This is a genomic window from Rhizobium sp. AC27/96 (assembly GCF_001692325.1).
In the GTDB taxonomy this organism is placed as follows: domain Bacteria; phylum Pseudomonadota; class Alphaproteobacteria; order Rhizobiales; family Rhizobiaceae; genus Rhizobium.
The window spans coordinates 266,916-279,678 of the sequence record NZ_LXKN01000066.1 but is presented as its reverse complement, the minus strand read 5'-3'; the positions used below and the strand labels follow the sequence as shown (position 1 = coordinate 279,678).

13 protein-coding genes are annotated in these 12,763 nt (G+C 58.2%); 9 read left to right on the top strand and 4 right to left on the bottom strand.

Going from position 1 to position 12,763, the window contains the following annotated elements; genetic code table 11:
• Nucleotides 1–83 precede the first annotated feature (83 nt).
• Nucleotides 84–1,112 carry an ABC transporter substrate-binding protein gene (locus A6U86_RS30605; RefSeq protein ID WP_068399730.1) on the bottom strand — a complete coding sequence of 343 codons (1,029 nt, stop codon included), beginning with the start codon at nucleotides 1,110–1,112 and terminating at the stop codon, nucleotides 84–86.
• A gap of 184 nt (nucleotides 1,113–1,296) precedes the next feature.
• Between A6U86_RS30605 and A6U86_RS30600 the strand changes: the two genes are divergently transcribed.
• Nucleotides 1,297–2,298 carry a LacI family DNA-binding transcriptional regulator gene (locus tag A6U86_RS30600; protein WP_068399571.1) on the top strand — a complete coding sequence of 334 codons (1,002 nt, stop codon included), beginning with the start codon at nucleotides 1,297–1,299 and terminating at the stop codon, nucleotides 2,296–2,298.
• Nucleotides 2,299–2,614: 316 nt separating this feature from the next.
• Entirely contained in the window at nucleotides 2,615–3,127 is a 513-nt protein-coding gene (locus A6U86_RS30595; protein ID WP_068399568.1) for an NUDIX hydrolase, read from the top strand.
• Nucleotides 3,128–3,319: 192 nt separating this feature from the next.
• On the opposite strand, the gene A6U86_RS30590 is transcribed toward A6U86_RS30595, so the two are convergent.
• Nucleotides 3,320–4,903, bottom strand: coding sequence for a DHA2 family efflux MFS transporter permease subunit (locus A6U86_RS30590; RefSeq protein ID WP_068399565.1), 1,584 nt, complete (start codon nucleotides 4,901–4,903; stop codon nucleotides 3,320–3,322).
• Complete coding sequence (locus A6U86_RS30585; RefSeq protein WP_083197040.1) at nucleotides 4,900–6,159, bottom strand: HlyD family secretion protein; 1,260 nt, start codon at nucleotides 6,157–6,159, stop codon at nucleotides 4,900–4,902. Before A6U86_RS30585 ends, A6U86_RS30590 begins: the two co-directional genes overlap by 4 nt.
• Before the next feature lie 142 nt (nucleotides 6,160–6,301).
• Here A6U86_RS30585 and A6U86_RS30580 point away from each other — a divergent pair, with 142 nt between their 5' ends.
• Together A6U86_RS30580 and rpsU are read left to right on the top strand one after the other, a co-directional pair.
• Nucleotides 6,302–7,000: a TetR/AcrR family transcriptional regulator gene (locus A6U86_RS30580; protein WP_083197039.1), complete on the top strand. Its 699-nt coding sequence runs from the start codon at nucleotides 6,302–6,304 to the stop codon at nucleotides 6,998–7,000.
• Between the two features lie 157 nt (nucleotides 7,001–7,157).
• A complete protein-coding gene (gene rpsU, locus A6U86_RS30575; RefSeq protein WP_003554884.1) occupies nucleotides 7,158–7,397 on the top strand; it encodes a 30S ribosomal protein S21 in 240 nt (79 codons plus the stop codon).
• A gap of 537 nt (nucleotides 7,398–7,934) precedes the next feature.
• On the opposite strand, the gene A6U86_RS30570 is transcribed toward rpsU, so the two are convergent.
• Nucleotides 7,935–8,495: a class I SAM-dependent methyltransferase gene (locus A6U86_RS30570; RefSeq protein WP_141683850.1), complete on the bottom strand. Its 561-nt coding sequence runs from the start codon at nucleotides 8,493–8,495 to the stop codon at nucleotides 7,935–7,937.
• Between the two features lie 239 nt (nucleotides 8,496–8,734).
• Between A6U86_RS30570 and A6U86_RS30565 the strand changes: the two genes are divergently transcribed.
• The 5 genes from A6U86_RS30565 (at nucleotide 8,735) to A6U86_RS35370 (ending at nucleotide 12,593) form a co-directional block, all read left to right on the top strand.
• Nucleotides 8,735–9,184 (top strand): DUF305 domain-containing protein, encoded by a 450-nt coding sequence (locus tag A6U86_RS30565; protein ID WP_068399561.1) that lies wholly within the window; start codon nucleotides 8,735–8,737, stop codon nucleotides 9,182–9,184.
• Between the two features lie 15 nt (nucleotides 9,185–9,199).
• Nucleotides 9,200–10,651 carry a YncE family protein gene (locus A6U86_RS30560; RefSeq protein ID WP_068399558.1) on the top strand — a complete coding sequence of 484 codons (1,452 nt, stop codon included), beginning with the start codon at nucleotides 9,200–9,202 and terminating at the stop codon, nucleotides 10,649–10,651.
• A 51-nt stretch (nucleotides 10,652–10,702) separates the two neighbouring features.
• Nucleotides 10,703–11,230 carry an RNA polymerase sigma factor gene (locus A6U86_RS30555; RefSeq protein ID WP_068399722.1) on the top strand — a complete coding sequence of 176 codons (528 nt, stop codon included), beginning with the start codon at nucleotides 10,703–10,705 and terminating at the stop codon, nucleotides 11,228–11,230.
• A complete protein-coding gene (locus A6U86_RS30550; RefSeq protein ID WP_068399555.1) occupies nucleotides 11,227–12,006 on the top strand; it encodes an anti-sigma factor in 780 nt (259 codons plus the stop codon). The genes A6U86_RS30555 and A6U86_RS30550 overlap by 4 nt, the downstream gene beginning before the upstream one ends.
• Nucleotides 12,007–12,203: 197 nt before the next feature.
• On the top strand, nucleotides 12,204–12,593 hold the full coding sequence (locus A6U86_RS35370) for a hypothetical protein (RefSeq protein ID WP_141683849.1): 390 nt from the start codon (nucleotides 12,204–12,206) through the stop codon (nucleotides 12,591–12,593).
• The last annotated feature ends 170 nt before the right edge of the window (nucleotides 12,594–12,763 follow it).

Sequence of the window (12,763 nt, the reverse complement as noted above, 5' to 3'; positions counted from 1 at the left end):
CCGCGTCCCGTTCAGCAGAGTTCGAGCAAGCCGCGAACCGGAAACCACAGGATCCCGGCCGCAGCATTGATCGACACAGATGATCAATTGGCCTTTGCGCCGATTTCCTTGTCCCAGCGGGCAAGCAAGGCCTTTCGGACCGTCGGATCACCATATTTCTTGAAGTCGTAGTCGATCAGCTTGATGTCCTCGAACTTCGGCGCTTCCTTCGGAACTGCAGCCGATTTGTTCGAAGGGAGCTGATAGGATTTCGCATCCTTCATGTGCGACTGGGCATCGGCGCTGAGGGCCCAGTCATACCATTTCTTGGCGTTCTCAAGGTTTCTCGCACCCTTGATAATAGACATGGAACCGATCTCGTAGCCGGTGCCCTCACAGGGAGCGACAGCCTTGATGGGAAAGCCTTCGACCGTCTGGGCGACGGCGTCATGCATGAAGACGATGCCGATCGTCGCCTCGCCGCGGGCAGCCGCCTTTACCGGGGCGGAGCCTGATTTGGTATATTGGGAGACATTGGCGTTCAGCTTCGACAGATAGTCGAAGGCCTTGTCCTCGCCCATGATCTGCACGAGCGTCGCAAGGGTATTGTAGGACGTTCCGGATGAATTCGGATTGGCGATCTGGATTTCGCCCTTATAGGACGTGTCGAGCAGGTCCGCCCAGCATTTGGGTTCCTTGAAGCCCTTTTTCTTCAGGATTTCCGTGTTGTAGCCCCAGCCGAGCGCGCCCGCATAAACACCGACGGTACGGAAGTTGGCGCTTTCCGCCTGCTTCTTGGCCCAATCCTGCAGCTGGTCGAACAGCGGAGACTTGTATTCGAGGGTCAGACCTTCAGCTGCCGCCTGCAGATGCGGGTCACCCGTCCCGGCCCACCAGATATCTGTCTTGGGGTTGCGCGCTTCGGCGCGGATCTTGGCATAGGTTTCACCGGCGGAAAGCCGGACCATGTTGACCTTGATGTCGCTCTGCTTCTCAAACAGCCCTTTCATCAGATCGCAAACCTCGGGATCTGCCGAGCAAATCACGTTGAGATCGCCAGCGGCATGTGCCGACCAGGCAACAAAAGACACTCCCGCGGCAAGGGCTGCCGCGGCCAAATTGACCAATCGCATGATGTCCTCCTGCTTTTGCGGCGCCTCCACGCCGAGCGCTTTTTGCAAGCGTGTGCAAATGCTGCATGGCCAATCCCGCCTTGTCAATCGGATTTGTCACAAAAAGTTCACAAATGCGTCTTGATACCCATATTGCACGCGTTTGCAAATTGTGCTGAATTCAATGCGAACAGTGGGAGGCAGCTTGTCGCAACGAGATTTTGTCAGCGCTGATGCGGTGGCGCGGCGAGCGGGCGTTTCGCGCTCGGCCGTCTCCCGCGTCTTCACGCCGGGCGCCAGCGTATCGGATGCCACTCGGCAAAAGGTTCTGCAGGCAGCGGAAGAGCTTGGCTATCAGGTCAATCATCTGGCACGCGGCCTGATGCGCAATGAGAGCGGCATTGTCTGCCTGATCGTTTCCGATGTTGCGACGCCTTATCGCTCGACTTTGTTGCGCGAACTGACCCTGCAGCTCCAGCTTGCCGGCAAGGTGGCAATGCTGATCAACACCGACCGCTCCGACGGCAGCGTCAACAGGGCGCTCGAACAGGCCATCCGATATCGGGCGGATGCATCGGTGATCCTCTCGGGATTGCCGGACAAGTCCATTGCACAGCTCTGTCTGCGAAGTGGGCAGAGGCTTGTCCTCATCAATCGCGACGAGGATCAGTCGGGGCCTCTTCACATCAACCTCGACGAACGGGAGGCTGCCGGACGCGTCGCGACGGCGTTCGTCCGGGCTGGCTGCACCAGGCTCGCCTTTGCGAATTCGGAAGCGGGAACGCCAAGTCTCATGGCGCGAGAGGAAGGCTTCATCGCCGCAGCAAAGGAACATGGGCTGGAGGTTGCCGTCGAGCGATATGGTTCGACCGGATACGAGGCAGGCCGGATCGTGGCGCAGCGCTTGCTGACCAGGAAAGAGCGCCCGGATGCTGTCTTCTGTGCGACGGATCTGTTGGCCTGCGGTCTCATGGACGAGGCTCGCCATCAGTTCCGGCTCTCCATTCCGCAGCAGCTTTGTGTCGTCGGTTTCGACGATATCGAACAGGCATCATGGTCTTCCTATCGGCTGACCACATTCAGCCAGCCGATTGTCGCAATCGCGCGTGAGGCGGTGACTTGGCTGTCGCAAAGTGGGGTCGCGGAGGGGCGCTCGCTGACGTTACAGGCCGATTTGATCTGGCGCGATTCCGTCAGAGGCGGATAGGTACTCTTTTGTGGCAATTAGCCGCGGCCTTTATCTTATTGTTATAAAACACGAAAGTTAGTTTTATGACAGTTTTGTGACAAATTGCCTTGCAAATAGCATGAAGTAGATGAAACATAGTCGGCTAATGAATTTTAGCTGATGATGATATGGCTGCCCGGCTCCATCCGCGCAGCGTAGGCATAGGGAGGATCGCCATGGCGGTTAATTCAAGCCCCGTCGCCCCGGTGGGTCACTCTGCCCGGTCGCGCTACGACACGAAGGGTTTCTTCACGGCTCACATTCACGTTGACAGCACATGCAGCCCTGACAGCAGATGACAAAGAAGACCTACCTCAGACAATTGGCAAGCGAAGCCGACAAGCTCTTCACAGGCCACACAATCGAGCAATATGCCGCAATCTGCTATCGATGGCGCCCGGGCAAGCAGGATGTGGAAGTGCTGCTGATCACATCACGCGAAAGCGGTCGATGGGTTATCCCGAAGGGATGGCCGATGGATCGGAAATTGCCGCACCAGGTCGCCGAGCGTGAAGCCTGGGAGGAGGCTGGCGTCAGTGGAAAAGCCCGCAAGAAAAGCTTCGGCTACTACACCTATCTGAAATCCCTCGACACCGGCGAAACCGTGCCATCCGTGGTGCAGGTTCATCTTCTCGAAGTTGCCGGAATGAGCGCACAATTTCCAGAACATGGCCAGCGTCAGCTAAAATGGCTTCAGCCCAATGAAGCAGCCGCCCTGGTGCGCGAGCCCGAGTTGAAGGGGCTTTTGCGCATGGTCGAGGCCGCAATTGCAAAAGACAGGAAGGCAAAGGATCCGACTGCGAAATAACGCCGCTGTCCAAGAATATAAAGTCTGTTTGCCACCATCGATGAGCCTCCCCTCGCAGAACAATGGCGGGGAAGGACGGAAAGGCGCCGATGCCGTCGTCTGCACGAACTCACAGTGCTCGGAGCAGGTTTTACGGCCGGTATCAGGATGATTTTACCCGGCCAAACCCTGCTCCTGACTGTAACGATGCATTCAATGCCCCATCGATGCCTTCTTGCCGAGCGTTACATTGCGCAGCGTAAGGGCCAGGGGGATAGCCGCGAGAGAAATCAGCGTCAGAACCCAGAAGGCGTCGACGTAGGAGAGAAGCGAGGCCTGGCTCTGCACTTGCTGGTTGATCCAGCCAATCGCCTGCTGTTGAGCCGCCACCAGCGAACTGCCCTGACCAACGAAGTAGTTCGTCACCTGGTTCAGCGTATCCTGATAGGCTCCATTCGAAGGAATGGCATGCTCCACCAATCGGCTTTGATGAAATTGCTCCCGATGGGTGATGATGTTTGAGATCAGCGACACGCCGATCGAACCACCCGTATTGCGCGCCGCATTCAGCAAGGCCGATGCCTGGTCGGTTTTGCTAGGAGGGATGCCGTCATAAGAGGCGGAGGTGATCGGCAGGAAGATGAAGGGCAGACCGATCCCCTGCAGCATGCGAGCCTCGGCAAGATACCAGAAGCCAATGCCGCTATAGACGCTGGTCACACGATACATAGAGAAGGCAACAAAGCCGGCTCCGATCGCAATCAGATATTTCGGCTGCACCTTCGACGACAGGATGCCGACGACAAACATCATGACCAAGGTCACGACACCGCCCGGCGACAGCATCATGCCGGCCCAGGTCGCCGTGTAGCCAAGATTTTGCTGAACCAGCTGCGGCAGATATTGGGTTGTCGCCAACAGCAGCGCGCCCGTCGCCATCATGACTATGAAGCAGGTTCCGAATTGCCGGCTGACCAGCATCCGGATATCGACGGCGGGATTCTTGTGTTTCAGCTCCCACGGGATCATCAGCACAAAGGCCAGGGCGCTGATTGAAGCCGCCATGATGATGAAGTTCGATCCGAACCAGTCGTCCTCAAGACCACGATCCAGCGTCAGCTCCAGCGCACCCAGGAAGGTCGCCACCAAGCCGAAGCCAATCCAGTCGAAACCAATCTTTTCCTTGCGCAGCCGGACGCGTTCCTCGGCGCTGCCTTCAGGCTCCTTGATCAGAATAGCGACGGCCGCAAGCGTCAGTATGCCGACAGGGCCGTTGATCAGGAAACACCAATGCCAGGAGAAATTATCGGAGAGCCAGCCGCCCAATGTCGGTCCGACGACAGGAGCAACAACGACGGCCACCCCGAACAGGGCGAAGCCCTGCCCGCGCTTTTCCGGTGGAAAACTGTCGGCCAGGATGGACTGCGCGACCGGGACCATGCCGCCGCCGCCGATGCCTTGCAATATCCGGGCGAGCAGCAGGAATTGCAGGTTGGGCGCAAAGCCGCACATCACCGAACTGATGGTAAACAATGCCAGGCAGGCAAGGAAAAAGGTCTTGCGCCCGAAAATGCGCACGAGATAGCTCGTCGCCGTCACGATCACCGCGTTGGAGACAAGATAGGTGGTCACCACCCACGACGCTTCATCCTGGCTGACGCCAAGACCGCCGGAAATGTAATTCAGGGCAACGTTTGCGATCGTCGTATCGAGCACTTCCATGAAACTGGCGAGTGCCACGACAATGGCGATGATCCAAGGGGTTGCCGAGGGTTTGGCAACAGCGCTCGTGCTCACAGCAGGTCCCTCAGGCTTTCCAATACGGAAGGGCTTGCATCGGTGCGCACGCTGGGCACGACAGACATGCCCGGGCCAAGCGCGACGTCGCTCGGCACGTCATCAAGCTCGATTTTCACGGGTACGCGCTGCACGATCTTCACGTAGTTGCCGGTGGCGTTTTCGGCTGGAAGCAGGGAGAAAGCCGTTCCCGATCCCGGCTGCACGCTTGCGACATGGCCATAGATCGTGCGTCCGCCATAGGCATCGATCGTCAGAGACACCGGCTGCCCAGGACGCATGTGATCGAGCTGTGTTTCCTTGAAGTTGGCCGTCACCCAGAGCTTGTCCGGCACGAACATGGCAAGGTTCGTTCCCGCCTGCACATACTGGCCATCGCCGGCCGAAAGCTGCACCACCCGACCAGGCTGAGCCGCCGAAATTTTCGTGTAGGAGAGATTGAGCTTGGCCTGATCCAGCTGCGCTTCATCCTGTTTCACGGTTGCCTCGGCGCTGGCGATCTGAGGGCCATAAGCATCGAGCTGGCGCTGCGCTGCGGTCAGCGACGCCTGGTCGGTGTTGAGCGCTGCCTCCTGCTGGTGCAGTTGCGACGTATATTGCTGCGCTTCCTGAAGCGTGCCGGAGCCGCTTTTCATCATCGTCTGGTAGCGACTATCCTGTTGCTGGGCAAAGACGAGATTGGCCTTGGCCTGCTCAATCTGGGCCTTGGCCTGTTCGACATTCGCCTGCTGCACCTGCTTCTGCGCCTGGGTATTTTGCAGATTGGCCTGTGCAGCGGCGACCTGCGCCTGCGCCTGTTCCAGGGAGGTACGGTAATCCCGGTCGTCGATCCGGGCGATCGCATCGCCTGCGGCCACATGCTGGTTATCGGTCACGGCGACCGAAGAAATATAACCTGATACCCTTGAGGTCACGGCATATTGACGGGCAGCGATAAAGGCGTCGTCCGTGTTTTCATAATGCGCGCCGTTATCCCAATATATATAGCCTGCAACCACCGCCACAGCCAGCGCGCTTCCGCCGATCAGAAGCATCCTCAGGCGGCGAGAGGGTTTGTCCGTGGCTTCTTCCGTCTCGGAAGCCTGCCCTGCGCGCCCGGCATCGTCACCGACGTGAGCCTGATCGCCGGTAAGTGGCGCCTCCGCTCGCTCCTGCCGAGCCGCGATGTCGTCTTGCTCAGTATTTGCCGCCGCACCGCCGGTCTTCGGCTCCAATACGATCAGCTTTCCAAAAGTCTCATCCTGATGCGCGCTCATGTTGAACCTCGTTCGTCGCGACACAATAAAAGAAACGAAACGTTTCATTTAATTATTGACGTAGATCCGATCGGAATGCTAGTCAAGAGCCTCGGAGGCAGTGACCCGCATTCACACCAATCAAAAATCGGTGAGGCCCGCTTTGGCGAGAGAAACGACCAAATCCAAGATCATGAAGCTGGAGCTAGACACGCCTCGGCGTGGTCGTCCGCCGCTGGAAAAGGCTGGGGAAGTCGAAGACCGGATCCTGCAGGCAGCACTTCAGGTCTTCATCGCTCGTGGCTACGAAGGCGCCAGCATTGACGAGATCGCCGAAGTTGCCAGAGCCGGGAAGCCGAGCATCTATAACCGCTTCACCAGCAAGGAGCTCCTGTTCAGAGAGGTGGTTTCGCGCTGGGTGCAGAAGTCCAGCGAGATGACGGCGTCCACGACGTCAGGCAGTATTCTGGAACGCTTTCAGACCGCGGGTATCCTGATCGTGCAGCGCGCCATCAAGGACGAGACCATCGGGCTCATGCGTAGCGTGATGGGCGAAGCGACGCGCCATCCGGAGCTGGCGACCACCATTCACTACGCCATGCGCGCGCATGGAACCGCAACGGTGATGAAGCTCGTCGCCGAACTGGCGGAAGCCGAAGAGATCAGATCTCTCCCGGCTTTTACACCGAACAATCTTGCGGAAACGACTCGCCGCTTCATCGATCTGGTGTTGCTGCCGATGATGATGTCCTCGCTTTTCCACGCAGACCTGACGCCGATCAAGACGCAGATGGAGCAGCATGCCCGCGACGCGGCATCCTTTTTCCTGTCCGGGTGCGGCTACAAACCCCTTGGCGCCTAGGGTTTTCGGGCCTGCAGTCTCTGCGGGACAGCCGCGAGCGAGCTGCGAATACGCCGGAGAGAGCCATCACGACAGATAATCTCGGCGAACTGCCTTACAGGCCTTGATCATCGATACACATACATCTAATAAGGCGCCACGATCTTTGGAGTTTAGAATGCAAGTTCTGGTACGTGATAACAATGTTGAGCAAGCACTCCGCTTCTTGAAGAAGAAGCTGCAGCGCGAAGGCGTTTTCCGCGAAGCACGGCTTCGGGAGCGTTTTGAGAAGCCTTCCGAAAAGCGCGCCCGTGAAAAGGCCGAGGGTATCCGGCGTGTCCGCAAGCTCGCTCGCAAGAAGCTTGAGCGGGAAAGCGGCATTTCGGCTCCCAAGAAGGCAAGAGCTTCGGGCCGCTAACGGCGATCGGGCGACGGATTTTCGTATCCCACGGATATGACTTCCTAGCGCCCGAGATAGCCTTTGCCTGCAGGACAGGGAACTGATCTCCATTGTCAAATGGGGAATTGCTCTGTTGCGTCTTGATGATGGCATCAGTGGCGGAGTTTGACTCCAAGCCTTTCGCCGCCCTCGCGATTCGGGCAGCGAAATTTGTTATGATGACCATCACGCGGCCCTCGACACGATAGAGAAGATTCGCGGTGCGCAACGGCCCAGCTTTTTGCTGAAAGAAATCTGACCGCTCTTGAAAAACCTATCGGGACACGCCGCCCTCCAAAGAACAAGCGATCGAATTTCTTCCGGACCACCTCGCCGTGATCCGCGAAAAGATAGGTTCGCTGCTCGGATTTCGGGATTGCATCTCCACTAAATCAAAGCGCTATCGACAGGAAATTGCGTCCGTTGACGCGGTACCAGAGCCTGTCGGCTGAGTTGCCCAAGTAAATTGCGAAGGCGCCGAATCATCTTGGCGCTCCTGCCATCGCAGGCCTTCTGTCAGCGATCGGCTTTGCGTGCCGGCCAGTAATACAGGGCAGTCGCGCCAAGAAGCCCTGAGCTTTTCCTGGAAGCCGCAACTTCCCTATCCCGGAACCAGAAGGAAAGCGACACGACCGGCGTTCCAGGCTTGAGCATACGATCAAGCAAGCCTGCCAGCTTCGGCATCGGCTTGATCATCAGGTAGCACGTCACCGCATGCGCGTCCGAGAGATCGAAGTTGTAGAAACTGCCCCTGTGCAGAAGCACATTGGGCAAGTTCCGGGTGCGAAACCGCGAGATCCAATAGGGAAGCGGCGATATCTCGATGCCCCGGATGTGAGCGCTCGGAAAAGCTCGCGCCAGCGCGATGACGAGCGAGCCCCAGCCGGAGCCAAGCTCATAAACGATCGACTGTTCCGGCAAATCAGCCTGCTTCAACAAGGCGACAACGTCCGCAGTTTCGGCAGCATTCGAGGATAGTGGCGGAACCCCCGTAGAAGCGTGAAATATCAATACCGACAAACAAAGCGCCAAAACGATCAGCAGGGAAATCGCGGAAAGAAGATCGTGTCCGGTCATGGGCAATTCGATATTTGTTATCATCTCGTCGCGGGCAGCTTAATCTGTGGGGAGAGACCCCAGTCAAGCGGAATTGCCAGATACCGTTCCACCAACTCCTGGGAATCGCCGGCATTCTGAGGACCCCGCCTGCCGGCATGAGAAAGCCGTCGTGAGGGTCTCGATAAGATTTTTTCTCATTCGATGGAATAAGCCGCCACCTCCGCTGTCTACTCCAATGCAACAACAAGGAAAGACAGATGACGATAAGGTTCCCCCGAAAACCCGTAGCCATCCTTGCCGCCGTCATCCTGGCAACAGCAGGAGCCTGCACGGCCTTGGCCCAGGATCCCTCCCCGACACCGGCGGACAGCCCTGAAGCGGCCTATCTCGCTGAAAACAATGCCGCGATGGACAAGATGATGGCGGACATGGAGGTCAAACCCAGCGGCGACGTCGACCACGATTTCGTCGCGATGATGACCCCTCATCATCAGGGCGCGATCGATATGGCCGTGGCCGTACTCAAATACGGCAAGAACGAGCAGTTGAAGCGCATCGCACAGGAAATCATCGTCGACCAGCAGCAGGAGATCGCAGCGATGAAGCTTGCGATCGGCGACGCCCTTCCGCCCTCCGCTCCTGCCCCAACACAAGTCTCCCCGAAAACCGCCCCCGCCGGATCCATGGATCCGAACATGAAGATGTGACGAAAGGCTTGCCCAATGATACGTAGATCCTTCGCAGCGCTGCTGCTCGCAGGCAGCATCCTCTCCCCATTGGCCGCCTTTGCAGGCCAGGCACCGGCCTCCTCTTCCGATCCTGATATTGCGATCAGCAGCAAGGACCGCGTGTATGCGGCCGAACAGTTTTCGAACACGGTTTCGGTGAGCGATCCCTCCACAAACAAGCTGCTCGGCGTCATCAAGCTCGGCGACCCACAGCCCGGCAATTTCAGCCCGCTATATAAAGGCCAGGTGCTGGTACACGGCATGGGCTTCTCGCCCGACCACAAGACATTGGCCGTCGTGTCCATCGGGTCGAACTCTGTCACCTTCATCGACACGGCGACCAATACCGTCAAGCACACGACTTATGTCGGGCGATCGCCGCATGAAGCGTTCTTTACACCCGATGGCAAGGAGGTCTGGGTCACGGTTCGCGGTGAGGACTATATCTCGGTCATCGACGCCGCCACCTTCCAGGAGAAGATGCAGATCAAGGTGCCGGCAGGTCCGGGGATGCAGATCTTCTCTCCTGACGGCAAGTACGGCTATATCTGCTCGTCATTCAATCCGGAGACTGTTGTGGTTTCCGTCGCCGATCATCAGATCGTTGGTCATGTAAAGCAGGAAAGCCCCTTCTGCCCGAACATCGCCGCCTCTCCCGACGGTAAGCAGGTCTGGTTCACCTTGAAGGACGTCGGCAAGACCCAGGTCTTCAACGCGCAAGCGCCCTTCGATCTGATCAAGACCATCGACACCGGTCCGATCACGAACCACGTCAATCTCGTTACCAACAAGAACGGCAACTTCGCCTATGTGACGGTCGGCGGCTTGAACGAGGTCAAGGTCTTCCGCACCGACACCTTCGAGCAGGTCGCAACAATACCGGTCGGCAATCTTCCGCATGGCATCTGGCCATCGGGTGACGGCACCCGCGTCTATGTCGGCCTGGAAAATGCCGATGCATTTGCGGTCATCGACACGCTCGCCAACAAGGTAATCGCCAATATTCCGATCGGCCAGGCACCGCAAGCCGTTGCCTATGTTCCGAACGCGGTTCCGGAAGGGGATGGAACACAGAACCTCGTGCCGCTCGGCAAGGCCGGCGAAGCGGCGCATCTGACACTCGCTCCGAAAGGCTCGAAAGACAAGGCTCCGACGAGTGTGTCCCTGTTCGACCAGGGCCTGACTCAGGTGCTGCAGGCCTCGGTTACGGGACTTGAACCGAAGAAGCCCTATGTCCTTGCTCTGTCCGACAAGGCTGACGGTAGCGGGCCACTGGAGGGACTTGCAAACTTCATGACCAATCCGGCGGGGTCGGCAATCGTCAATGCCGTCGGGCCGATCCGGCAGATTGTAGAGGCCAAGCACAAGGACGAGCGGCGATATCTGGTCGTCGCCGCCTCGGTCGATGGCAAGCCGGAGCGGGTGCTGCAGGTGCAGGCTGATTGATGCCGAAATGGACCTGCGTCCCGTGACGCAGGTCCAATGGAGATCGTTGACATGGACGATATGCTTGCACAGGTCGAACCGATGATCCCGGCGCTGAGACGCTATGCGCGCGGTCTCGTTCGCGATGTCGAGACCGCTGACGATATCGTTCAGGATTGCCTGGAGAAGATCGTCGCAAACTGGCACCGGCGCCGCAATGATGATCCTCGATCCTGGATGTTTGCGATCCTCCATAATCTGGCAGTCAACAAGATACGCCAGATACAACGGCGTGGAAAAAATGTTCCCATCGAGGACGTGCCGGCAACGAACGACACCGGTGCACCGACGCAAGAGCAGACGGTGTTCAGCCATGACGTGATCGCCGCCATAGAACGGCTACCCCATGATCAGCGCAGCATCCTGCTGTTGATTTCGGTCGAGGATCTGACCTACGCAGAGGCTGCGGAGGTTCTCGGCGTTCCAATAGGCACGGTGATGTCGCGGCTGTCACGGGCACGCGAACAGCTGCGGATACTTCTCGAGAGGCCACCCTCCAACACCTTGTCTGGAGTGACGCATATACGGAGGGTAAAATGACCAAGAGACCGATCACCGAGGACGATCTTCAGGCCTTCGTCGACAGCGCGCTCGATGTGGAGCGGCGGCAGGAGGTCGCCGAATATCTGCTGACGAATGAAGATGCCGCAGCCCGCGTTTCCGCCTATGAGAGGCACGCTTCCGCATTGAGAGCGGCCATGGATCCTGTCGCCCACGAACCCGTCCCGAGCAGGTTGAACCTTTCCAACATCGCCGCTGGACGTAAGAGGTCATTCTCCCGGCAATATCTGCATATGGCTGCGGCAGCGGTCGTGCTGATTGTCGTGGGCGCGGCCGGCGGCTGGACGATGAGAGGCTATTCTCTACCTCCGACCGAAGGCGTTGCGGCGCTCGCACAGGAGGCCTCGGCGAGCTACAGGGTGTTCGCCCCCGACAAGCTCCGCCCCGTGGAAGTGCGCGCCGACGGGACTGGCTCCATGGCGCAGCTCGTGTCTGCGACGCTCGGACCAAGCGCCATCGTTCCGGATCTCAGCAAGGCGGGATACCGTCTGATGGGTGCGCGCGTGGTGCCAACGACACATGGCCCGGGCGTGCTGTTCATGTATGACGACGACAAGGGCATGCGCCTGGTCATGCTTTCGCGTCGCATGCTGATCGACCAAAACAAGCCGATGGCCGAATATTCCGAAGGATCGATTGGAGGATGGAGCTGGGCTGACAATGGCATGGGTTTCAGCCTTGTCGGATCGGCCCCGGTCGACACTCTCCATCCGATCGCGGACGAGATAAGATCGCAGGCGACCTCCTCGCTATAGGCTTGGCTGCGTCTCCTCGGAACTCCGCGACGCATGGATATTCAGCCATGACAAATTTGGTGTCTGCCGGCGAGCCAGACCCATGGAACAAGCTGTCTCGCCTATTTTTGTGCGAACTCGGCAAGTGCCATTGTTCAACACAGGTTGAGCAATTTCTCTCTCTCCTGTATCCAAAAGGGGTTTCTGGGAGGAGAAATATGAAAAGAACCATCTCGATATTGGTATGCACCCTATTGGCATCGTGCCACGGACTGAAACCCGCCCCTGAGGCGCCGCCCTCATCCGAGCGTCCGTTGAGCCAAGAGGAAACCAACGCTGTACAAAACGGCTTTCAAAAGTCTCTCTCGCTGAAGCAAGTGGCAGTTAACGGCGGCAAAGCTCGGTCGGCGGCTGGCGGAGCGACATATGCCTGCGGTACGGCGAACCTCGGCAAGGACAATCCGAATGCTCTTTACATCGGAACGCTCGTCCAAAGTCAGTTTGGTGGCCAGAGCATCACCATCTTCAACCTGATGGCCTATGGGCAGACGGATCAATCGGCGGCAGATGTGCGAGATCGCTGCAAAGCCAACGGCATTGATATCTGAGCCAGACAGCGTCGAGAGCATAAGCTCGCTAAGCGTCTACCACTTGCCGAATGAGTTTCGTTCGGGGAGTAGCTGACGGTCTTGGCGACGCGGGGTCCGTCCAAACAAGGCGGATCGCATTGAGATCTCGTGTCCGGATGTGATCCTGCGGCCAAAGCTACCAGAAGCGG

Excerpts from the sequence above, each read along its gene's own strand:
- A6U86_RS30605 (WP_068399730.1), bottom strand. The coding sequence starts at position 1,112 with ATGCGATTGGTCAATTTGGCCGCGGCAGCCCTTGCCGCGGGAGTGTCT.
- A6U86_RS30595 (WP_068399568.1), top strand. The coding sequence starts at position 2,615 with ATGACAAAGAAGACCTACCTCAGACAATTGGCAAGCGAAGCCGACAAG.
- A6U86_RS30585 (WP_083197040.1), bottom strand. The coding sequence starts at position 6,159 with ATGAGCGCGCATCAGGATGAGACTTTTGGAAAGCTGATCGTATTGGAG.
- rpsU (WP_003554884.1), top strand. The coding sequence starts at position 7,158 with ATGCAAGTTCTGGTACGTGATAACAATGTTGAGCAAGCACTCCGCTTC.
- A6U86_RS30570 (WP_141683850.1), bottom strand. The coding sequence starts at position 8,495 with ATGACCGGACACGATCTTCTTTCCGCGATTTCCCTGCTGATCGTTTTG.
- A6U86_RS30565 (WP_068399561.1), top strand. The coding sequence starts at position 8,735 with ATGACGATAAGGTTCCCCCGAAAACCCGTAGCCATCCTTGCCGCCGTC.
- A6U86_RS30560 (WP_068399558.1), top strand. The coding sequence starts at position 9,200 with ATGATACGTAGATCCTTCGCAGCGCTGCTGCTCGCAGGCAGCATCCTC.
- A6U86_RS30555 (WP_068399722.1), top strand. The coding sequence starts at position 10,703 with ATGGACGATATGCTTGCACAGGTCGAACCGATGATCCCGGCGCTGAGA.
- A6U86_RS30550 (WP_068399555.1), top strand. The coding sequence starts at position 11,227 with ATGACCAAGAGACCGATCACCGAGGACGATCTTCAGGCCTTCGTCGAC.
- A6U86_RS35370 (WP_141683849.1), top strand. The coding sequence starts at position 12,204 with ATGAAAAGAACCATCTCGATATTGGTATGCACCCTATTGGCATCGTGC.